Origin of the sequence: Clostridium chrysemydis (genome assembly GCF_015234215.1) — a bacterium.
In the GTDB taxonomy this organism is placed as follows: domain Bacteria; phylum Bacillota; class Clostridia; order Clostridiales; family Clostridiaceae; genus Clostridium; species Clostridium chrysemydis.
In genome coordinates this window covers 74,308-96,459 of record NZ_JADEKP010000004.1, presented here as the reverse complement: position 1 = coordinate 96,459, position 22,152 = coordinate 74,308, and the positions used below count along the sequence as shown (strand labels likewise).

Sequence of the window (22,152 nt, the reverse complement as noted above, 5' to 3'; positions counted from 1 at the left end):
TTATATCTTAAACATCTTCTTCACTTATTATTTGATTTATTGGCGCACCAGGTGCAACCATTGGAAAAACTTTTTTATCATTATTTATTAAATAATCTATAACTACAGGAACTTTTGATTTTAAAGCTTCCTCTAAAACCTCTTTAAGTTCACTTCTCTTTGTTACTCTATAACCTACGCCTCCATAAGCTTCTGCAAGCTTTACAAAGTCTGTTTGTCTATCTAAAGTTGTCTCGGAATATCTTCCATCATAAAAGAAAGTTTGCCACTGCCTTACCATACCTAAAGCATTATTATTCATAATAATAACTATGATAGGTAATTTATTTTTTACTGCTGTTGCAAATTCGTTAGAATTCATCCCAAAACTTCCATCACCAGCTATATTAATTACAGTAGACTCTGGTCTTCCTATCTTTGCCCCAATAGATGCACCAAGCCCATATCCCATAGTTCCAAGTCCACCTGATGAAATAAAACTTCTAGGCGTTTTAAAATCAAAATACTGTGCTGCCCACATTTGATGCTGCCCAACCTCTGTTGTTATAAGCATATTTCCATCATCTAAGCTATTTAAAGTCTTAAATAAAAACTCTGGAGTTAGATTTTCTAAAGAATCATCATTACTTTCTGTTTTTAAACTATTTACAGCTTTATTCCATTCTATTTTTTTAGATTCATTTATATTTTCTGTTATAAGTTTTAATACTTCTTTTAAATCTCCTATAACATGCGCATCAACTTTTATATTTTTATTTATTTCAGCTGGGTCTACATCTATTTGAATTATTTTTGCATTCCCTAGATGTTCTGAGTTTGATACAACTCTATCTGAAAACCTAGCGCCTAAAGTTATAAGTAAGTCACATTTAGTAGCTGTTATATTAGAAGCTTTAGTTCCATGCATTCCTATCATACCTGTATATAATCTATGATTATTATCTATAGCTGATTGCGCCATAAGAGATGTACAAATTGGTGAATCTATCTTTTCACTAAACTCTAAAAGTTCTTTTGAAGCATTTGATGCAATTACTCCACCACCTGCATATATAAAAGGCTTTTTAGATTTATTTATAAGGTCTATTAAAACATCTAAATCATCATAGTTTTTCTTAGCCTTTTTTATAGTGCAGGCAATTTCTTCTTCATATATAGCTTTATTTGCTGTTATATCTTTTGGTATATCTATAAGGACTGGTCCTGGTCTTCCTTCTTTTGCTATTTTAAAGGCTTCTCTTATTACTCTTTGAAGATCTCTTACATCTTTTACTATATAGTTATGCTTAGTAATAGGCATTGTAATTCCATAAATATCAACCTCTTGAAAACTGTCTTTTCCAAGTAGTGGCTTAGTTACATTTCCTGTTATAGCTACAAGCGGTATTGAATCCATATAAGCTGTAGCTATTCCAGTTACTAAGTTTGTAGCACCTGGCCCTGAAGTTGCAAGGCAAACTCCAACTTTCCCAGTTGCCCTTGAATATCCGTCAGCTGCATGTGCTGCATTTTGTTCATGACATGCAAGTATGTGATTTATTTTATCTTTACTTTTATAAAGCTCATCATAAATATTTAAAACAGCGCCACCTGGATACCCAAAGATAGTATCTACACCTTCATCTATTAAAGTTTTAACTAATATTTCTGCCCCAGTTAATAACAATTTCTCCCCCTCCTTAAACTATTACTTATATACAGCCCCAGAACTTGCAGAACTAACTAATTTTGCATATCTATAAAGATATCCTTCTTTAATTTTAGGTTCTAAAAGCACTAGATTTTCTCTTCTCTCTTTTAAAGTTTCCTCTGAAATTTCTAAGTTTAATTTTCCATTTAATATATCTATAGAAATAATATCTCCGTCTTCTATCAATGCTATATTTCCACCTTCTGCAGCTTCTGGAGAAACATGCCCTATAGCTGCCCCTCTAGTTGCGCCACTAAACCTTCCGTCTGTTATAAGTGCAACGCTACCTGAAAGCCCCATTCCTGATATTGCAGCTGTAGGTGAAAGCATTTCTCTCATTCCCGGCCCACCCTTTGGACCTTCATATCTTATAACTACTACATCGCCTTTAACTATTTTTCCAGATAATATAGCTTCTATAGCTTCCTCTTCTGAATTAAACACCTTAGAAGGTCCGCTATGCTTTAGCATTTCATCTGAAACTGCTGACTTTTTAACTACCGCACCATCTAATGCTATATTTCCTCTTAATACTCTAATACCACCTGTTTTGCTATAAGGATTTTCTATATTTTTAACTACACTATAATCTTTTACTGTAGCATTTTTTATATTTTCACCTTGAGTTTTACAAGTAACTGTTAAACAATCTAAATCTAATAAATCTTTTTTTGATAATTCATTCATAACAGAAGTTATTCCACCAGCTAAATATAAATCTTCTATGTGAGTGTCTGAAGCTGGCGCAAGTCTACAAAGGTTTGGAGTATTATTTGAAACTTCGTTTATAATATCTAAATTCATTTCTACCTTAGCTTCGTTTGCTATAGCCGTTAAATGAAGTACTGAGTTTGTAGAACATCCAAGTGCCATATCTACGGTTAATGCATTTCTTATAGATTTTTCATTTACTATATCTCTAGGTTTTATATCTTTTTTTAATACTTCCATAACAGCCTTTCCAGCTTCTTTTGAAAGTCTTATTCTCTCTGAATAAACCGCTGGTATTGTTCCGTTTCCTGGAAGAGAAAGCCCTAATGCTTCCGTTAAACAATTCATAGAATTTGCAGTAAACATTCCAGAACAAGAGCCACAAGTCGGGCATGCTTTATTTTCCATATCAAGAAGTTCTGCTTTCTCTATCTTCCCCGCTTCAAAAGCACCAACAGCTTCAAACATAGTAGAAAGCGAAATATTTTTATTTTTATGTCTTCCTGAAAGCATAGGCCCCCCGCTTACAACTACTGAGGGTATATTAAGTCTTAATGCTGCCATAATCATTCCTGGAACTATCTTGTCACAGTTAGGAACAAACACTAAAGCATCAAACCCATGTGCATTTGCTACACATTCTATAGAATCAGCTATAAGTTCTCTAGTTGCTAAAGAGTATTTCATTCCTATGTGCCCCATAGCTATTCCGTCACAAACACCGATAGTTGGAAATACTAAAGGTGTTCCACCGTTTGATAAAACTCCTGATTTAACTCCCTCTACTATATTATTTAAATGTATATGACCTGGAATTATATCATTTTGGGATGTAACTATACCAATTAAAGGCCTATCTATTTCTTCATCTGTTAAACCTATAGCTTTAAATAAAGATCTATGAGGAGCTTTAGATGCTCCCTTTTTTACTCTGTCACTTCTCATAAATATTACATCCCTTCTATTTCTTTTATAACTAAACTCGCCATCTCTTCTGTCCCTACTTGTTCTTTTCCAAGACTCATAATATCGGATGTTCTATATCCCTTTTCTAATACTTTTATAACTGCTTTTTCTATAGAGTTTGCTTCTTCTTCTAGATCGAAGCTATATCTAAGCATCATTCCAACTGAAAGTATAGTCGCTAAAGGATTAGCTTTTCCCATTCCTTCAATATCAGGTGCACTTCCGTGAATCGGCTCATACATACCAAATCTTCCTTCTCCAAGCGAGGCTGAAGGTAGCATTCCTATAGAGCCTGTAATCATAGATGCTTCATCAGATAAAATATCTCCAAACATATTAGTTGTTACTATTACATCAAATTGTTTTGGATCTCTTACTAATTGCATCGCCGCATTATCGACATACATATGATTTAAAGTAACTTCTTTATAATCTTTGGATACTTCAGAAACTACCCTTCTCCAAAGCCTTGAACTTTCTAATATATTAGCTTTATCAACACTAGTTACCTTTTTATTTCTTTTCATAGCTGATTCAAAGGCAATTTTAGCAATTCTTCTTACTTCTTCTTCGTTATATTCCTCAGAATCGTAAGCGCTATTTACTTTTTTATCATTATAAAAAACTTCATTTTTTCCTCTTTTACCAAAGTAAATTCCGCCAGTTAATTCTCTTACAACTAAGATATCAAGACCTTCCCCTATTATTTCTTCTTTTAAAGGAGATGATTCTTTTAAAGGTTCATATAATACTGCCGGTCTTAAATTGCAATATAAATTCATTTCACCTCTTAAACCTAAAAGAGCTTGTTCTGGTCTAACCTTTGCATTAGGGTCATCCCACTTTGGTCCACCTACAGCACCTAGTAATACCGCATCACTTTCTTTACATTCTTTTAAAGTTTCAAGAGGAAGTGAAGTTCCCTCTTTATCTATTGCAATCCCTCCAGCTAAAAGGTATTTATAATCAAATCTGTGCCCAAATTTTTCTGAAATTGCATTTAATACTTTAATGCTTTCTTTAACTATTTCTTTTCCTATTCCATCCCCGGGAATAACCGCTATATTATATTTCATTTATCTAGCCCCCTTTTTCTCTACTCTCTTTTTATATATCCTATAAGTCCTTCGCTATTTATTATTTTTTGCATAAACTCTGGAAAAGCTTCCCCTTTATACTCTTCATTTTTAGTAAGATTTTTAATTACCCCAGTATTAAAATCTATTGAAAGTTCATCACTAGGATCTATATTTTTCACAGCCTCTTCACACTCTAATATTGGAAGACCTATATTGATTGAATTTCTATAAAATATCCTTGCAAAAGTGCTTGCAATAACACAGCTTACCCCTGAAGCTTTTATTGCAAGTGGTGCATGTTCTCTACTTGAACCACAACCAAAATTTTTATTTGCAACTATTATATCCCCTTTATTAACCTTATTTACAAAATCAGAATCTATATCTTCCATACAATGTTTTGCAAGTTCTTCTGGACTTGAAGTGTTAAGATATCTTGCAGGTATTATTACATCTGTATCTACGTTATCTCCATATTTAAAAACTTTGCCTTTAGCTAACATCTTTATATCTCCCCTTTCCTATACCACATTTTCCGGATTTTCTATCTTACCTGTTATAGCTGATGCAGCTGCAACAGCTGGACTTGCAAGGTATACTTCAGATTCTACGTGTCCCATTCTTCCAACAAAGTTTCTATTTGTAGTCGATACTGCACGCTCACCTTTTGCAAGGATTCCCATATGCCCTCCAAGACAAGGACCACAAGTTGGAGTTGAAACTACAGCACCAGCTTTAACTAAGTCTTCTACTATTCCTTCTTTTATAGCTTGAAGATATATCTTTTGAGTTCCAGGGAAAACAATGCACCTAACTCCCTTTTTAACTTTTTTATCTTTTAATATATCTCTAGCTACTCTAAGGTCTGACATCCTACCGTTAGTACAAGAACCTATAACTACTTGATCTATTTCTATTTCTGGAATTTTATCTATAGTTTTTGTGTTATCTGGTAAGTGTGGAAAAGCTACAGTAAGCTTTAATTTACTTAGATCTATTTCATAAACTTCATCATACTCTGCATCACTATCAGCTTCATATACAGTCCAATTTCTTTTTGTATGTTCTTTTAAATATTCTATAGTCTTATCATCTACTTTAAATATTCCGTTTTTAGCTCCAGCTTCTATAGCCATATTAGCCATAGTAAACCTATCATCCATAGATAAATAATCTAACCCATCGCCAACAAACTCCATAGACTTATATAAAGCTCCATCTACTCCAATTTCACCTATTATATGAAGTATGATATCTTTTCCAGATACCCATTTTGCTGGTTTATTTTTTAATACAAACTTTAAGGCTTTTGGAACTTTAAACCAACACTTCCCTGTAGCCATACCAGCTGCCATATCAGTTGAGCCTATCCCCGTTGAAAATGCACCTAATGCTCCATAAGTACAAGTATGTGAGTCTGCCCCAATTACAACATCTCCAGCTACTGCTAGTCCTTTTTCTGGGATTAAGCAATGCTCTATTCCCATTTCACCTATTTCAAAAAAGTTTTCAATTCCTTTTTCGTTTGCAAATTCTCTAATATATTTACACTGCTCTGCTGCTTTTATATCTTTGTTAGGCGTGAAGTGGTCTGGAACTATTGCTATTTTACTTTTATTAAATACTTCCTTACAACCAAACTTTTTATATTCATTAACAGCAACAGGTGTTGTTATATCATTTCCTAAAACCAAATCTAAATCTGCCTCTATTAATTGCCCCGCCTTTACTTCTTTAAGTCCTGCATGCTTTGCAAGAATTTTTTGAGTCATAGTCATTCCCATGATTTTTAGCCCCCTCTTTTTAAAAATACGTTCTAACTTTTCTTTCTATATCTTTTATAAGTTTGTATTCAATAGAATCTACTAAAGCTATCCAACTAGCTTGTATTACATCTTTTGAAACCCCAACTGTGCTCCAATTTTCAACTCCATCAGTTGATTCTATTAACACTCTTACCTTTGCTTTAGTTGTGCTTTCTGAGTCTAATACCCTAACTTTATAATCTACAAGTTTTACTGAATTTAACATAGGATAAAATACTTCTAAAGCCTTTCTTAAAGCTTTATCTAAAGCATTTACAGGTCCGTCTCCTTCTGCTGCACTTATCTCTTCTTTTCCATCGACTACAACATTTATAATTGCAGATGATGTGAATTCTTTATCATCACCTAATATATTTTCATCAATAGTTTTAAAAGTTTTTAATTTAAAGAAAGGTTTGTATTTACCTATCATCTTTCTCATAACAAGTTCTACAGTTCCTTCTGCCCCTTCGAATTGATATCCTTCAAATTCTAATTCTTTTAGTTTTTCTGTTATTTTTACAACCTCTTCACTATTTTTATCTAAATTTGGGAATATCTTTTGAATCTCTTTTAAAACTGTACTTTTTCCACTAACTTCTGAGATTAGAAATCTCCTATTATTTCCAATTAATTCAGGGTTTATATGCTCGTAAGCTTTAGGTTCTTTGCAAACTGCATCAATATGCATCCCGCCTTTATGTGCAAATGCTGATGTCCCTATATAAGCTAACTCCTCTTTTAAAGTTATATTAGATATCTCAGCTATATATCTTCCTGTAGAAGTTATATCTTTTATTTTAGATTCATCTATAGAATCTAACCCTAGCTTATATTTAAGAGTTGGTATAATTGAACTTAAATTAGCATTTCCGCATCTTTCTCCAACCCCTATAAATGTTCCTTGAATTTGAGTTGCACCTCCTAAAACTCCCATTATAGAATTTGCAACAGCCATTCCTATATCATCATGACAATGAACACCTATTTTAGATTTAACTATTTGTCTAACTTCACTTGTTATATTTTTTATTTCTTCTGGTAAAGTTCCACCGTTTGTATCACATAAAACAATAGTAGTCGCACCGCTTTCTTCTGCAGATTCAATTGTTTTAATAGCATACTCACTATTTTCTTTATATCCATCAAAGAAATGTTCCGCATCAAATATAACTTCTTTATCTTTGCTTTTGAAAAAACTTACTGTATCTCGTATCATACTTAGATTTTCTTCTAAAGTAGTTTTTAGAATTTTATCAACTTGATAGCTCCAAGCCTTCCCAAAAATAACTACAACATCAGTTTGAGCTTTTAAAAGATTTATAACATTTAAGTCTTCCCCTGCCTTTACATTCGGCCTTCTTGTAGAACCAAAGGCACAAAGCTTAGAATTTTCTAATTTTAATTCTTTTACCATCTTAAAAAATTCCATATCCTTAGGATTAGAACCAGGATTTCCAGCTTCTATATAAGATACACCTATATTATCTAGAGCTTTTACTATTTTTATCTTATCTTGCATTGAAAAAGATATTCCTTGCCCTTGTGCCCCATCTCTTAGTGTAGAATCAAATATCTGAACCTTCCCCATAATTTATAGCCACCCCCTTTTTAATAAATATTTGCCATAATTTATGAATTAATTGTGTGATTTCCTCTCTCAAGTGCCGTAATACCTGTCCTTACTAATTCCTCTATACCAAATTCCTCAACTAACTTAATAAGTGCTGAAATCTTGTTTTCATCACCAGTTAATTCTATAGTTAAAGTTTCAGGACAAACGTCTATAATCTTACTTCTAAATATTTTTACGATTTCGTTTATAGTTGCTCTATTTTCAGAAGCAGCCCGAACTTTAATTAAAACTAATTCCCTATACATAGATTCCTCTTGTTTGAGTTCGTAGACCCTTATAACTTCTTGTAATTTACTTAGCTGTTTTTGAAATTGATCTAAAATATCATCGTCCCCATTTAAAGTTATAGTCATCCTAGATATTTCAGGATTTTCAGTTTTCCCTACAGTTAAGCTGTCTATGTTATATCCTCTTCTTGAAAATAGTCCTGAAACCCTACTTAATACCCCCGATGAGTTTTCAACTAATACTGATAACACATGCTTATCCATAAAAAGCCCCCTTTTATAAATATTGATTTTCTTCTTTGTGTATAAAAAAACCACTCTTAATGATAAAAATCATAAGAAGTGGATATACTACCGCCTTAATTCTAATATCACTAGGTTCTAACAAACCCTTGCATATAACGGATGCCACCGGACAAATCCTACTCTTTTTTCAGACCTCTGCTCTGGAGTGATAATTATAAACTTAAAGTATCCATTTTCACCAACCACGGACTCTCTAAAACTTTAAACTGCTTATAAAGGTCTCCTTCTTTGCATTTATATTAAAACATATTCAATTCGTCTTTTGTAAAATTTTACTACTCCACTATTACCCTGTCAATAAAAATTGGTATTTTTTACATATTGAGCTTTTTGTTTTAGCTTCGCAAACATTCAATTATTAATATATTTAAAATAACCTCTTATTTTTGATAGTTTATTTATAAAAAGTCTTTTATATGAATACTTTTTTAATTTTTTGTCTTTTTTATTTTTATATAAAGGTTAAAATATTTTTTAAGATTTACTTATAAAGTAATCTGAAAATAAAAAAACTAGGATTTTTAAATCCTAGTCACATCTCTTTTTCTTTTACTTCAAATTCTAAATTTTTAAATTCATCTACTGAATTTATATTTATTACTAATAATTTTTTATCGTCTCTCTCTACTTTTTCATAGATTAAACTATCTTTAGAGTAAAAGTTTAACTTTAACTCATTACCATTTGCATAAATACTTGAAATTCCAGTTTGAACTTCTTTATTCGGCTTGATTTTTTTTATTTTTATTTCTGTTTTCTTACTTCCGTTTTCATAATAAAAAACTAGATTGTCGATAATTTCCTTAGTGTTATTTTTAACTCTAATTATTATTAATGATGGATAACCTGTTGCAAACATAAAAATCCCCTCCTAAACCCTTTAGGAATATTATACCATTTTAAAGAGTTATTTGTAATAATTTACTTAGCTTAATGCTGTTTTTAAGGATTAAAAAAAGCAGATATAAAAATATATCTGCTTTTAAATATCTTATTTACATTTAGCTAATATCATATCTGCTAGGTTATGAGCTAATCTATCGATTTCCTCTTGGTCTTCACCTTCTAGCATAACTCTTACTAATGGTTCTGTTCCTGAAGGTCTTATTAAGACTCTTCCTTTACCATCCATAAGTTTTTCCATTCTTTCTATCTCTGCCTTTATCTCTTCATCTGTTAGGTAGATGTTTTTCATCTCATTTGGAACTGTAGCATTAACTAAAACTTGTGGAAGTTCTTTCATTACGCTTGCAAGTTCTCCTAATGTTTTCTTTGATTCTTTGCATACAGCTGCTACGTTAAGTGCTGTAACTAGTCCATCACCTGTTGTGTTGTTATTTAAGAATATTATATGTCCTGATTGCTCTCCACCTAAAACATATTCGTTTTTAACCATTTCTTCTAAAACGTATCTGTCTCCAACTTTAGTTTTTAAAGTTTTAATACCTAAGTTTTTACAAGCAATATCTAATCCTAGGTTACTCATAACTGTAACTACTAAAGTATCATCTTTAAGTTCACCTTTATCTTTTAAGTATTTTGCACATAAAGTTAAGATAAAGTCTCCGTTTATAAGGTTACCTTTTTCATCAACAGCTAAACATCTATCCGCATCACCGTCAAAAGCAAATCCCATATCGCATCCTTTTTTAACTACGTAATCCATTAACTCTTCTGGGTGAGTTGATCCACATTTTTCGTTAATATTAGTTCCATCTGGATTGTCATTTATAACGTATACTTCTGCACCTAATTCTCTAAATGCTTTTACTGCAGCTTTATATGCAGCTCCATTTGCACAATCTAATGCAACTTTTAAACCTTCAAGCTTACCATTTATAGTTTTCTTTGCAAACTCAATATAGTCATCTAAAGCTGATATTTCAACTCTATTTCTTCCTAAATTTACTCCTACAGGGCTTAATACCCCTTCGAATCCATTTTCTATAGTAGCTTGAATTTTATCTTCTAAATCGTCTGATAATTTATATCCGTTTCCATTAAAGAATTTTATACCATTATACTCTACAGGATTGTGAGATGCTGATATCATAATCCCTGCATCCGCTCCATACTCTCTAGTTAAATGTGCTACTGCTGGTGTTGGAATAACTCCTAAAACTATAGCTTCAGCTCCAACTGAAAGTATACCAGCTACTAAAGCTGCTTCTAACATGTCCCCTGATATTCTAGTATCTTTAGCAACTAAAATCTTAGGCTTGTGTGTTCCTTCTGTTAAAACATGCGCTCCTGCTCTACCAAGATTATATGCTGTCTGTGCTGTAAGTTCAGTGTTTGCGATTCCTCTTACACCATCAGTTCCAAACATTCTACTCATAAAAATTTACCTCTTTCTTTAGATTAATTGTAATTTTCCTCTACTATATAGTATATAATTTCACAATTTGTTTGACAATGTTATAAATTCTTATTTTTCATCATTTTCTAATCTTTTTAAAATAAGTTTGTACCCTTCACTCCCATAATTTAGACATCTATTAACACGACTTATAGTTGCAGTACTTGCCCCTGTTTTATCTGCTATGTCTGTATAGGTCTTTTTATCATTTAATAATTTAGCGACATGTATTCTTTGCGCTAGGGCTTTAATCTCATTTATAGTTGCCACGTCTTCAAAAAATTTATAGCACTCATCTATATTTTCTAATTCTAAGATAGCCTTAAATAATAAATCTAATTCTTCACTTTTAATTTTTGAGTTACTTGAATCCATAAAATCCCCTCTTCCTAAATGATGCTTACTTAGCTTTCATTATACATTTTACTTTATTAATTCACAACTTTATCGTATAAAAGCATTAATTTTTATCATTATCTAAGTCTAAATCTGAAATATCTTCTTTAATCCTCATTGTTTTCATTTTATCGTAAACACTTTTTGTAGGAATAAGCCAAACTTCTCCTGTACCTCTATAAACATTTAAAAGCCCTTCTTTACTAGTTGCACTTCCAAAGATAGATGTGGCTGACTTTTCTACTGTAAACTCTATATCCCCTGTTCTTAAAATTGCAAAACTACCATCTACTTTTAATACATCTTCATTTATTCTGCATTTAAATATTTCTTCTTCTGGAACTGGAATTTGAAGTACTACTATCCCCTCACCTTTTATTTTAGTTTGAAAGAATCCTTCATTTCCAAAAAGCGCTGATGATATAGTCTTTTGGCTTGTGACTTTAACTTCTACAGTATCTTCGCAGGCTACAAATAGTCTATCATCTACTATTATTTCATCGTCTTCAAGTTCTACTAGAGCATAGTGATTAAATGTAGGTTCTAGATATATTTCACCGTGACCCTGATATCTAGGCTTAAACATTTCTTCTCCTGTTAGTTTGCTTTTAATAAACTTTTTAGATATCCCTATAACCCCGCCAGATTTATTAGAAACTTCTATATCGCCTTTCATATAGCTTAAAAGCCCAGCTTCTATTCTAACAGCGCTATCTTCTAAAAGAACTCTAACTTGTTTTAGCCTAACTCCACCTCTATTTAAAACATTTAAATCAAAGGCTGTATCTACATCCGTTGCACCTCTAAGTTCATCAAATTCTAAAACTTGAAACCTTGAATCGTTAGTCATTTCTCCTATTAAGTTAAGTGAATTAGATATATTTAAACTTGTTCTCAAAATCCATCCCTACCTTTTTTTACTTTAATTATATTACTTATATACATTTAAGGCTAACCATAATTCTCATTAAAATTCAATTTTCCATAATATTACTTATTATTTTTTACCTTTTTTTACTTAATAAAAGTTATTTTATAACGATAATATAATTAAATAAAGTTTAAAAATTATAAACAAAAGGGGAATTTAAAATGAATAATTCTAAGAAAACACTAAAAACCAAGCGGATTTTTAAATCAATTACAGGTAAATTACTTTTAACTATAGGTATTTTGCTTATACTTAGCCAAATAGCTTCCACGTCTATAAACTTATTAACTGCAAAAAAATCACAAGAGGATCAAATTTTTAAAACATTTAGTTCTGATGTTAAAGGAATATCTTATACTATTCACTATGCAGTTCAAGATGAATTAGCTAAATTAGATAGATTTATATACGATCCAAACTTCTCTGACTTTGCAACAGTAGATATAAATAAAATAAAAAATAATGATAGCAAAGTTAAAGATTCTCAAAAACAAATCACTGATGCTTTTAAAAAACAGATGGAATCTGATTCTATTTTCAATGAATATATAGTAAATAAAGATGGAATAGTTGTAGCAACTGGTGACCCTACTGCGCAGTTTTGCGATGTTTCAACTAGAGATTACTTTAAAGAATTAAAAAATGGTAAAGATAGCGTAGTTTCAAATCTTTTAATTTCAAATGAAGCTGGTGCAAAACCAATAATAGTACTTGCTAAAAGTATTTATGATAAAAATCATAACTTTGTAGGTATAATAGGTAAAGATATAACAGCTGATGAGTTTGCAAATATTTTAAAAACTTATAATCACGATAGATATAATGTATTTTTAACAGATTCAACATCTAATGTTATTTTTAATGTTAATAAAGAACTTGTAGGTAAACCTCTTAATTTAAATATTGAAAAATCAGAAAAATTAAGCGAAAATTCTGAAGCTATATATTACAATTATAACGGCGAAGATAAAATAGGCGTTAAAACTATAATTCCAGGACTAAACTGGACAGTTTGTTCTACTGGATACGTTACTGATATAATGGCTCCAATAAGAAGTCTTTTATATAGTTCATTACTTTCAACTATTGTTATTTTAATATTAGCTATAATAGCTACAGTATTTGTATCTAAAAACTTTACAAAGCCAATATTAAAGCTTAAAGATTATACTAAAAGGCTTGCAAACGGAGATTTAAGCTTCAAAATAAGTGATATTAATTCTGGAGATGAGATTGAAGATTTAGCTAAAGAAGTAAATATTGCAGTTTCAAACCTTTCTAAAACTCTTTTAAATATACAAGGTTCTATAAACACAGTAAACGAACAATCAAGTAACCTGTCTGCTGTTAATGAAGAACTTAGTGCAACTAATAGCGAAATAGTCTTAGCTATTAACGATATATCTGAAAGAATTTGTGATTCAGCAAACCAAGCTAATGATTGCGAATCTAAAACTAAAGAATTAGAAGAAGCTATGATAACTCTTGATAACCATAATCACATTATGGTTGACCGTAGTGATGATGTAGTTAATGCACTTGCAAATAACAATTCAAACCTTGATAACTTATTAGATTCAAAAGAAGAATCTTCAAAAAGCTTTATTGAATTAAAGAAAACAATAGATGACCTTATTTTAGGGGTTAATAATATAGGAAACTTCTTAGAAGTTATAAACCAAATAGCAGAACAAACTAATTTACTTTCTTTAAATGCTGCAATAGAGGCTGCAAGAGCTGGAGAAGCTGGAAAAGGCTTTGCTGTAGTTTCAGAAGAAATTAGAAAATTATCAAGCGACACTCAAGTTGCTACTTTAAATATAGGTAAGATAATTTCAAAAATTGATAGTTTAGTTAAAAATACTAAAAACACTTTAAATACTACTGAAAAACTTAATATAAATGAAAATGAGTATTTCACACTTATGGAATCATCATTTACTGAAATGCAATCATCATTAAAAGAGATGGTAAATATAACTCAAAATATATCAAACGAAATATCTACAGTAAATAATAAAAAAGATGAGGTTCTTAAAAACATTTCAGAAGTTGCTAGTGTTTCTCAGCAAATAGCTGCAATCACTGAAGAAGTTAATGCTTCAGCTAACGAACAAAGCTCAACATTTGATACTATAAATAATAGTGCTCAAGAATTATTATATACAGCTGAAGATGTTAGAGATAAAGTTTTAAAGTTCACATTAGATTAATTTATAAAAAAAGGCTTATGTACTAAATAGTACATAAGCCTTTTTTAATTTTAATATTCTTTTGCAGATTCTTCCCCATCAAGAACTCTTATTGCACCTTGTGCTAGTGCTAATAATTCATCTTCTCCTGGATATACTGTTATTTCAGATATAAATCCTACTCTTTCTTTTATTTTATTAACAACTACGTCTGAATACGCAATTCCACCTGTTAATAAAATTCTATCTACTTTTCCTTCAAGTACTGTAGCCATAGCTCCGATTTCTTTAGCTACTTGATAGATAAATGCATTAAATACTAATTCAGCTTTTTTGTCCCCTTCTTCCATAGCTTTAAGTGCATCTCTCATATCGTTAGTGTTTAATAATGCTACTAAACCACCTTTTCCACATATCTTACTGTAAACTTCTTTTTCTGTATAATCTCCGCTAAAGCACATTTTTATAAGTTCTCCAACTGGAACACTTCCAGCTCTTTCTGGTGAGAATGGCCCGTCTCCATCTAAAGCATTATTTACATCTACAACTTGACCTTTTTTGTGAGCTCCAACTGAAACTCCTCCACCCATATGAGTTACTATAAGGTTTAAGTTTTCATATCCTTTTCCTGACTCTTTACCATATCTTTTAGCTACTGCTTTTTGGTTAAGAGCGTGGAATTTACTAACTCTTGGCAATTCAGGTGTACCTGAAATTCTTGCTATATCACAAAGTTCATCTACAACAACAGGATCAACTATAAATGATGGAACATCTACGCTATCCCCTATTTCTCTTGCTAGGATTCCTCCTAAGTTTGAAGCATGTTGCCCTTGAACTCCAACTTTTAAATCTTCTATTAATTCATCTGTTACTTTATAAGTTCCTCCTGGAATCGGCTTAAGCATTCCGCCTCTACCAACTACAGCATCTAAAGTATTTATATCAAAGTTCTTATCTTTTAAAACATTTAAGATAACTTCTTTTCTGAATCCTAATTGATCAAAAATTGTATCATAAGCTGCTATTTCTTCTGATGAATGTCTTAAAGTTTCCTCTAATATTTCTTTTTCTCCCTCATAAACTCCAATTTTAGTTGAAGTTGAACCTGGATTTATAATTAATAATTTATAAGCCATTATTTTCTCCTCCTTCTTATACCTACTGTCTATCTTTTTAATGATTCTGCAACTAATGCTGCAAGTGCTATTGAGTTTACTTTAGTTTGGAATGAATCAGCTCTTGAAGTTAAGATAACTGGTGCTGATGTTCCTACTAATAATCCACCGTTTCTTGAAGGTGCTGTGTAAGTTAAGCTTTTATACATAACATTTGCAACTTCTATGTTTGGTAATAATAATATATCAGCTTTACCTGCAACTGGTCCTGTTATACCTTTGTGGTGTGCTGCTTCTTCTGAAATAGCATTATCTAAAGCTAAAGGTCCATCTACTATACAACCTTTTATTTGACCTCTTTCATTCATTTTTGAAAGGATTGATGCATCTATAGTTGCTGGCATATCAGGGTTTACTACTTCTACAGCACAAATTGGTGCTACCTTTGGAAGTTTTAAACCACAAGCGTGAGCTACTGTAACTGCATTATTTATGATTTGAGATTTTGCTTTTAAATCTGGGAATGTGTTAAATGCAGCATCTGTTAGATATATTAATCTATCTATTCCTTCTATTTCAAAAACTGCTACGTGAGACATTAATTTTCCAGTTCTTAAACCTATTTCTTTATTTAAAACGCTTCTTAAGAATGTAGCTGTATCTACTAATCCTTTCATTACCATATCTGCTTTTCCACTTGAAACAAGTTGAACAGCGAATAGGGCAGCTTTTTTAACATCAGGCTCATGAATTATTTCAAATTTAGTTAAATCCATTCCTATTTTATCAGCTAATTCTTTGATTTCTTCTTTGTTACCTACTAATATAGCATCTGCTATCCCTTGTTCCTTTGCTGATTTAACAGCTTCTAAAACAGGTTCATCTTGCGCTACTGCTACTGCTACTTTTTTAATTTTAACCTCTTTAACCTTTGATAATAAATCGTCAAAATTTTTACTCATTGTAATACCACACCTCTTGATTTTCTTTATATATTAAATATTTTTTGAACTATAATCCATTTTTTCAATAAAATATCGTTAATTTTATAACGAAATACATATACATTGTATCAGATTTTTTATCCAAAAGCCAAGTTTTCAGAAAATTTAATTGAATATTTATTTATAAAAATAAGCTACCTCAAAACAAATATTTGTTTTGAGGTAGCTTTATATAACTGCTATTTTTTAAATTCTTCCATTATTCTTTCAGAAACTTTTATACCGTCTACAGCTGCTGAAATAATACCTCCAGCAAAACCTGCACCTTCTCCTGTAGGATATAGCCCTTTAACACTTACGCTTTGAAGCATCTTATCTCTAGGCATTTTAACTGGTGCTGATGTTCTAGTTTCGATTCCTGTTAAAACTCCGTCTTCCATATCATAGCCTTTTATCTTTTTGCCAAAGAAAACTATACCTTCTTTTAAACATTCAACTACTTCTTCTGGAAGGCAGTTTTTAAGTTCTTTAAACTCGTATCCAGGTTTATAACTTGGAATAACGCTTCCAAGTTTCGTTGAATTTCTGTCATTTAAAAAGTCTCCTATAAGCTGTATAGGTGCTTTATAATTTCCTCCACCTAGTTTAAAGCTAAGTTCTTCATACTTTCTTTGAAACTCCATACCTGAAAGTGGATGATCTCCTTCAAAATCTTCTGGTCCTACAGTAACAACTAATGCTGAGTTTGCATTATCTAAATCTCTTGCGTGATAACTCATACCATTTGATACAAGTCTTCCCTCTTCAGAAGCTGCCGCTACTACAACTCCTCCAGGGCACATACAAAAAGAATATACTCCTCTATTATGCTTTTCACTCTGGTAAGTTAGTCTATAATCTGCTGCTTTAAGTCTTTTATGATTTGCATATTTTCCGTATTGGCTTACGTTTATTATCTCTTGAGGATGTTCAATTCTAACACCTACTGCAAATGCTTTTTGCTCCATCTCTATTCCATTTTCATATAGCATTTCGTAAGTGTCTCTTGAACTATGTCCTATCGCTAAAACAAGGCAGTTACATTCTATAGTTTTTCCGTTAACTACTATACTTTTTAATTCACCATTTTCTATATTAACTTTTTCTAATAAAGAATTAAAATGAACTTCTCCACCTAAAGATTTTATTTCTTCTCTTATGTTTTTAACTACGTCTTTTAATATATCAGTTCCAACATGAGGTTTTCCTTGGTATGCAGTCTCTTCTGGTGCACCATTTTTAACTAATTCTTCTACTACAAACTCACATCTTTTATCTTTTATTCTAGTTGTAAGTTTTCCATCAGAAAAGGCTCCAGCACCCCCCTCTCCAAATTGGACGTTTGAATTAGGGATAAGCTTTCCTTCTTTCCAGAACTTTTCTACTGTTTCTGTTCTAGTATCAACATCTTCTCCTCTTTCAAAAATCAAAGGCTTATATCCGTGCTTTGCTAAAGTTAGCGCCGAGAAGAGCCCAGCTGGTCCAAGCCCTATTACAACCGGTCTTCCTTTTATTTCTTTATCTCCATAGATAAATGGCTCCATTTCTTTTTCTTCTTCAAAAATTATAGAGTTATCTTTTAGCTTTGATACTATCTTCTTTTCGTTTTCACATTTAACTAATACACTATAGTTAAACTTTATTATATCTTTTTTTCTAGCATCTATACTTTCTCTAATTATTTTAAAATCCTTTATATCCTCTTTTTTTATTTTAAGCTTTTTTGCAGCTTTTTGTTTCAAAAGAGTTATATCTTCATCTATATCTAATACTATATTGTTTAATTTAATTGGCATAAAATTCTCCTATCTTTTAGGTTCACTTGATACTTCTTTTTCCTTATCAGGTTTATTCACAGTGAAACTTACTTTATCCACAGTTTTTATAGTTATATTTTTATTTTCTGTGACTAATTTCACTATAGGTTCTACATCAAATGTCCCTGAATCCTTGTAACTACTTAAATCTACAGTTGCAGTAAGGTCTTTTTCACCTACAGTATTTATGTAGCTATCTAAGCCTTGTATTACTACTTTTGTAGTAGTTCCTTGATTTGTTAATGTTAATCCTTCACCAAGACCTGTGTAATTTACAGAAACATTTAATTCTTTTGTTTTAGGTTCTTCTTTAGTTACACCTAAATTAATATTTACTGTATTTTGACTTACCTTAACGTTTGGAGGAATTACAAGATTAACTTTTTTACTTACATCTGAAGTAATATTACTTAAATCTATTTTCTCTGTTTTTATTGATGATATAGCCTCTAAATCTTTATTTTCTCCAAATACTTGAACTGTACTTTTTGAAAGTTCGCTTTTACTTAAAGAGTATCCATCCTGTAAGTGCCCTGTGTAATCTGGGTCAATATTTACAACTTTCCCCTTACTAACCTTTATATTTAAAGTTCCCTGAGTATCACTTAGGCTTACCCCTTTAACTAGATTTCCATCTTCGTTTAAAGGCTGCAAGCCAAAGTTTTTAGTAATATTTTCATTTACTTCATTTACTTCTCCAATCATACTTACAGCACTTACGCTGTTTACAGCAGATTCTGGACCTGAAACAGTAACTGTTTGTTCTGTTGGAGTTACTGAATCTTTGTAAACACCATTTGCAAAATTAACATTTACATTCGATGTTACTTTAAATTTTTTAGTTTCGTACGATTCTAAAATAATTTTTATACTTTGCGTTTTATCACTTTTAACATTTATGTTACTTGGCATATCCTTTATTTCTATAGGAACATTGTTTTCACCCTTTTTTAGTGCATACTCTCCTAAATCTGCAACTAAATTAAATTGATCTTTATTAACTGAATAAAGTTGATTTGCATCACCTTCTAGTTTTAAATCTACTGTAAAGTTTTGATTCGGAGCTATAGCTAAATCATAATCCTTTAAATGTTCTGTGTTTGTAAGCTTTACTGGAACATTTTTTAAGGTATATGTTTGAATTGGGTTTTCAACGTTAGTTACATATATCCAAAGACCAAATGATAATAAAAGGCATATAAGTTTAATAATTATTTTTTCCTTTTTATTCCCCTTATCCATGTCTTCACCTTCTCACTAGCATTTTTACTTCTTTTTTCACTTCTACTATTCATTATACTTACTAAAGTAGTTTTTAATTTGTCACCGTTATAATTTCTAGTAAGCCTTCCATTCATAGCTAACGATATAGTTCCTGTTTCTTCTGATACTATTATAACTAAAGCATCTGAGTTTTCTGAAAGACCTATACCAGCTCTATGTCTAGTTCCTAATTTTTTGTTTATAGCGTTATTGTTTGTAAGAGGAAGTACACAGCCAGAAGCATATATCCTATCTCCTCTTATTATTGTAGCTCCATCGTGAAGTGGAGTATTTACAACAAATATATTTTCAAGAAGTGCTGAACTAACTTCAGCATCTAAAATCGTTCCAGACCCTAATATTTCTCCAAGACCTGTTCCTTGTTCTATAACTATCAAAGCACCAGTTTTAGTTTCTGCTAAATCTTCTGTTGCTGTAACTATCTCATCTACTAATTTATCTCTATATTCTTTAGTCATTCCTGCTGTGTGCATATCATCAAATGCACTTCTTCCTAAATGTTCAAGTGCACGCCTAATTTCAGGCTGAAATATAATCACAACAGAAAGTACACCTATAGTTAATGTTTTATTTAAAATAAAATTAAGCATATTAAGATGTAATATGTAACTTATCGGTATAAGTATAACTATAAATAAAATTCCTTTTAGAAGTTGTTCTGCTCTAGTTTCTTTTATTAGTATATAACCTTTATAGAAAATATAAGCAACAACTAAAATATCTAATACAGACCAAATTGATATATTTTTTACTGAATTTAAAGTTCCTAAGAAAAATTCCTGCATTAGTTTCACCTCTTCTCCATTTAAATTATACAACAAAAAAGCTTACCTTACACATATATAGAATTACTTTTTTGTGGCTTTTTATAATATTCTTTTACTTTCATGAATATAATTTACAAAGTTACGTTTGTTAGATTATGAAAAGGGGTGGTAAACTTTGGAGAAAATATCTAAAAAGTTTTTAGAACTTAAAAATATCATAAAAAGCTTTCTATCAAAAAATAAAAAGCTCGCTACTATATTATGTGTCGCTATACTATTACCTATAGTATTATTAATTTTTACAAGTTTTAGTCCTACAAATAGAAATTTAAAAAAACTAAATACATTAGCAAATGAAATAAACTTAGCTAATGATAATTTAAAATTAGCTATAAATGATAATAGTATAAATCCAGAAATCTCAAAACAAGTTCTTTCTTCTAATTTAGTCGAACTTGAAAGAATTAAAAATGAACTAAATACACTAGATTTAACTTCATTAGACACTACACAAAAAGCAATATTAAAAGCACTAGATACAAACATTAATCTTTTTAAAATTTCATTAGAATTATATACAAACCCTAAAAGTTCTAGATTAGAAGATAAAATTAATGAGTATAATAAAAATCTTGATTCTTTTTATAAAGAAGTAGAAAACATAACTAAACTTGGAGTTAAGAATTTAATTTCAAAGGATTCAGAAAGCTTTTTTAAGTTTACTAAGATATATTTTGAAACTTTACTTGAAATGAATAACTTAACACAAATTAATAATGATACTAAAAGAAACTTCATCACATCTTTAACTAGTATTATAACTAATTTCAACAAAATAAATGAAGACTTAAAACCAGCTATAGAAGATATATACAAAAACAACAGGTCTTTAGATACTCTTACTACTGATATAGAAAACAAAAAAAATACTTTAAATAAAATAAAAGATGAGTATTTTTGTTTAAGTGTTCCAGAAGATGCATTATATCTTCAAAAATCTATAGAAAATCTAATAGATATCTATGGACTTTATATAACTGAACTTAAAGGATCTATATCCTCATCATTAGATTCTTCCATAAATGCATGTTCAAAATATGATGATTTTTCTAAGCTTTATGATAAATTTTTAAAAGATTTAGATAAATATAAAAATAGTTAAGTATAAGTTTAAATAAATATGGCAAGACTATCAACTGGACTGGGTTATTAAAGAGGAGGTTTTTTATGAAAAAATTTTTCAGTCTTTTATTAACTTATCTAGTTGTATCGTCTTGTATTACAGCTGAAGCTATATCTTTTGTAGCACCTCATTTCAGCTTTTCAAGCATTACAAACGAAAAGTTAAATATTAAAAACGAAAAAATTATAGGAGATGCAAAAAGTACTGACGTAACTACAACATCTTCAAAAAAAATCGAAAAAAATTCTAAAGAGGATATAGAGGTTTTTAATCACAATGGTGCTTCCCTTGAGATTACTAGAGCTGATATAGACCTTTTAGCTAAATTAGTATATTGCGAAAGTAGAGGAGAACCTTTTACTGGAAAAGTAGCTGTTGCATCAGTCGTACTAAATAGAGTTACAAACCCTAAATTCCCAGATACTATAGAAAAAGTTGTTTTCCAAAAAAACGCGTTTTCTTGCGTAATTAATGGTAAGTTGGTGGCTAAACCTGACCAGTCTTGTTATGATGCAGTTTACGAAGCTATTAGAGGAAAAGATCCAACAAACGATGCTCTTTTCTTCTATAACCCATCTATTGCAACTTGCACTTGGATGAAAGAAACGTCTAAGAAAGATTCCAAAAAAATTGGTAATCATACTTTCTTTAAACAATAAAAATTCACCTAAATAAATGGTGCTTAAATTTTAGATTTATCTA

The 22,152-nt window shown here is 30.7% G+C and carries 19 protein-coding genes; 3 read left to right on the top strand and 16 right to left on the bottom strand.

The annotated features are described in order from the left end of the window. Positions 1-7: 7 nt before the first annotated feature. The 11 genes from ilvB to INR60_RS11785 form a co-directional block, all read right to left on the bottom strand. Positions 8-1,666 carry a biosynthetic-type acetolactate synthase large subunit gene (gene ilvB, locus INR60_RS11835; RefSeq protein ID WP_194191745.1) on the bottom strand — a complete coding sequence of 553 codons (1,659 nt, stop codon included), beginning with the start codon at positions 1,664-1,666 and terminating at the stop codon, positions 8-10. A 21-nt stretch (positions 1,667-1,687) separates the two neighbouring features. Then, on the bottom strand, positions 1,688-3,346 hold the full coding sequence (gene ilvD / locus INR60_RS11830; protein ID WP_194191744.1) for a dihydroxy-acid dehydratase: 1,659 nt from the start codon (positions 3,344-3,346) through the stop codon (positions 1,688-1,690). Between the two features lie 5 nt (positions 3,347-3,351). Beyond that, positions 3,352-4,443: a 3-isopropylmalate dehydrogenase gene (gene leuB, locus INR60_RS11825; RefSeq protein WP_194191743.1), complete on the bottom strand. Its 1,092-nt coding sequence runs from the start codon at positions 4,441-4,443 to the stop codon at positions 3,352-3,354. A gap of 20 nt (positions 4,444-4,463) precedes the next feature. Next, positions 4,464-4,949, bottom strand: a complete 486-nt coding sequence (gene leuD, locus INR60_RS11820; protein ID WP_194191742.1) for a 3-isopropylmalate dehydratase small subunit — start codon at positions 4,947-4,949, stop codon at positions 4,464-4,466. Positions 4,950-4,967: 18 nt separating this feature from the next. Continuing rightward, positions 4,968-6,230, bottom strand: coding sequence for a 3-isopropylmalate dehydratase large subunit (leuC, locus tag INR60_RS11815; protein WP_194191741.1), 1,263 nt, complete (start codon positions 6,228-6,230; stop codon positions 4,968-4,970). Between the two features lie 19 nt (positions 6,231-6,249). Beyond that, the gene (gene cimA, locus INR60_RS11810) at positions 6,250-7,842 is read right to left on the bottom strand and encodes a citramalate synthase (RefSeq protein WP_194191740.1); all 1,593 of its coding nucleotides are present in this window, start codon (positions 7,840-7,842) and stop codon (positions 6,250-6,252) included. 41 nt (positions 7,843-7,883) lie between these two features. Continuing rightward, on the bottom strand, positions 7,884-8,378 hold the full coding sequence (gene ilvN, locus INR60_RS11805; RefSeq protein WP_194191739.1) for an acetolactate synthase small subunit: 495 nt from the start codon (positions 8,376-8,378) through the stop codon (positions 7,884-7,886). Between the two features lie 574 nt (positions 8,379-8,952). Continuing rightward, entirely contained in the window at positions 8,953-9,279 is a 327-nt protein-coding gene (locus INR60_RS11800) for a hypothetical protein (RefSeq protein WP_194191738.1), read from the bottom strand. 132 nt (positions 9,280-9,411) lie between these two features. Further along, positions 9,412-10,758 carry a phosphoglucosamine mutase gene (gene glmM / locus INR60_RS11795; RefSeq protein WP_194191737.1) on the bottom strand — a complete coding sequence of 449 codons (1,347 nt, stop codon included), beginning with the start codon at positions 10,756-10,758 and terminating at the stop codon, positions 9,412-9,414. A 90-nt stretch (positions 10,759-10,848) separates the two neighbouring features. After that, the gene (locus tag INR60_RS11790; RefSeq protein WP_194191736.1) at positions 10,849-11,154 is read right to left on the bottom strand and encodes a YerC/YecD family TrpR-related protein; all 306 of its coding nucleotides are present in this window, start codon (positions 11,152-11,154) and stop codon (positions 10,849-10,851) included. An 85-nt stretch (positions 11,155-11,239) separates the two neighbouring features. Next, a complete protein-coding gene (locus INR60_RS11785) occupies positions 11,240-12,073 on the bottom strand; it encodes an AIM24 family protein (RefSeq protein ID WP_194191735.1) in 834 nt (277 codons plus the stop codon). 194 nt (positions 12,074-12,267) lie between these two features. Between INR60_RS11785 and INR60_RS11780 the strand changes: the two genes are divergently transcribed. After that, positions 12,268-14,319, top strand: coding sequence for a methyl-accepting chemotaxis protein (locus INR60_RS11780; RefSeq protein WP_194191734.1), 2,052 nt, complete (start codon positions 12,268-12,270; stop codon positions 14,317-14,319). 50 nt (positions 14,320-14,369) lie between these two features. Here the strand turns inward: INR60_RS11780 and buk are convergent, their stop codons facing one another. From buk to cdaA, 5 genes are all read right to left on the bottom strand, one after another. Next, the gene (gene buk / locus INR60_RS11775; RefSeq protein WP_194191733.1) at positions 14,370-15,437 is read right to left on the bottom strand and encodes a butyrate kinase; all 1,068 of its coding nucleotides are present in this window, start codon (positions 15,435-15,437) and stop codon (positions 14,370-14,372) included. A 29-nt stretch (positions 15,438-15,466) separates the two neighbouring features. Then, a complete protein-coding gene (gene ptb, locus INR60_RS11770) occupies positions 15,467-16,378 on the bottom strand; it encodes a phosphate butyryltransferase (RefSeq protein ID WP_194191732.1) in 912 nt (303 codons plus the stop codon). 221 nt (positions 16,379-16,599) lie between these two features. Continuing rightward, entirely contained in the window at positions 16,600-18,195 is a 1,596-nt protein-coding gene (locus INR60_RS11765) for an NAD(P)/FAD-dependent oxidoreductase (protein ID WP_194191731.1), read from the bottom strand. Between the two features lie 9 nt (positions 18,196-18,204). After that, positions 18,205-19,458: a CdaR family protein gene (locus tag INR60_RS11760; protein ID WP_194191730.1), complete on the bottom strand. Its 1,254-nt coding sequence runs from the start codon at positions 19,456-19,458 to the stop codon at positions 18,205-18,207. Then, positions 19,428-20,285: a diadenylate cyclase CdaA gene (cdaA, locus tag INR60_RS11755; RefSeq protein ID WP_194191729.1), complete on the bottom strand. Its 858-nt coding sequence runs from the start codon at positions 20,283-20,285 to the stop codon at positions 19,428-19,430. Before cdaA ends, INR60_RS11760 begins: the two co-directional genes overlap by 31 nt. A gap of 157 nt (positions 20,286-20,442) precedes the next feature. Between cdaA and INR60_RS11750 the strand changes: the two genes are divergently transcribed. Then, entirely contained in the window at positions 20,443-21,429 is a 987-nt protein-coding gene (locus INR60_RS11750) for a hypothetical protein (protein ID WP_194191728.1), read from the top strand. Between the two features lie 65 nt (positions 21,430-21,494). Further along, positions 21,495-22,109, top strand: a complete 615-nt coding sequence (locus INR60_RS11745; RefSeq protein WP_194191727.1) for a cell wall hydrolase — start codon at positions 21,495-21,497, stop codon at positions 22,107-22,109. The last annotated feature ends 43 nt before the right edge of the window (positions 22,110-22,152 follow it).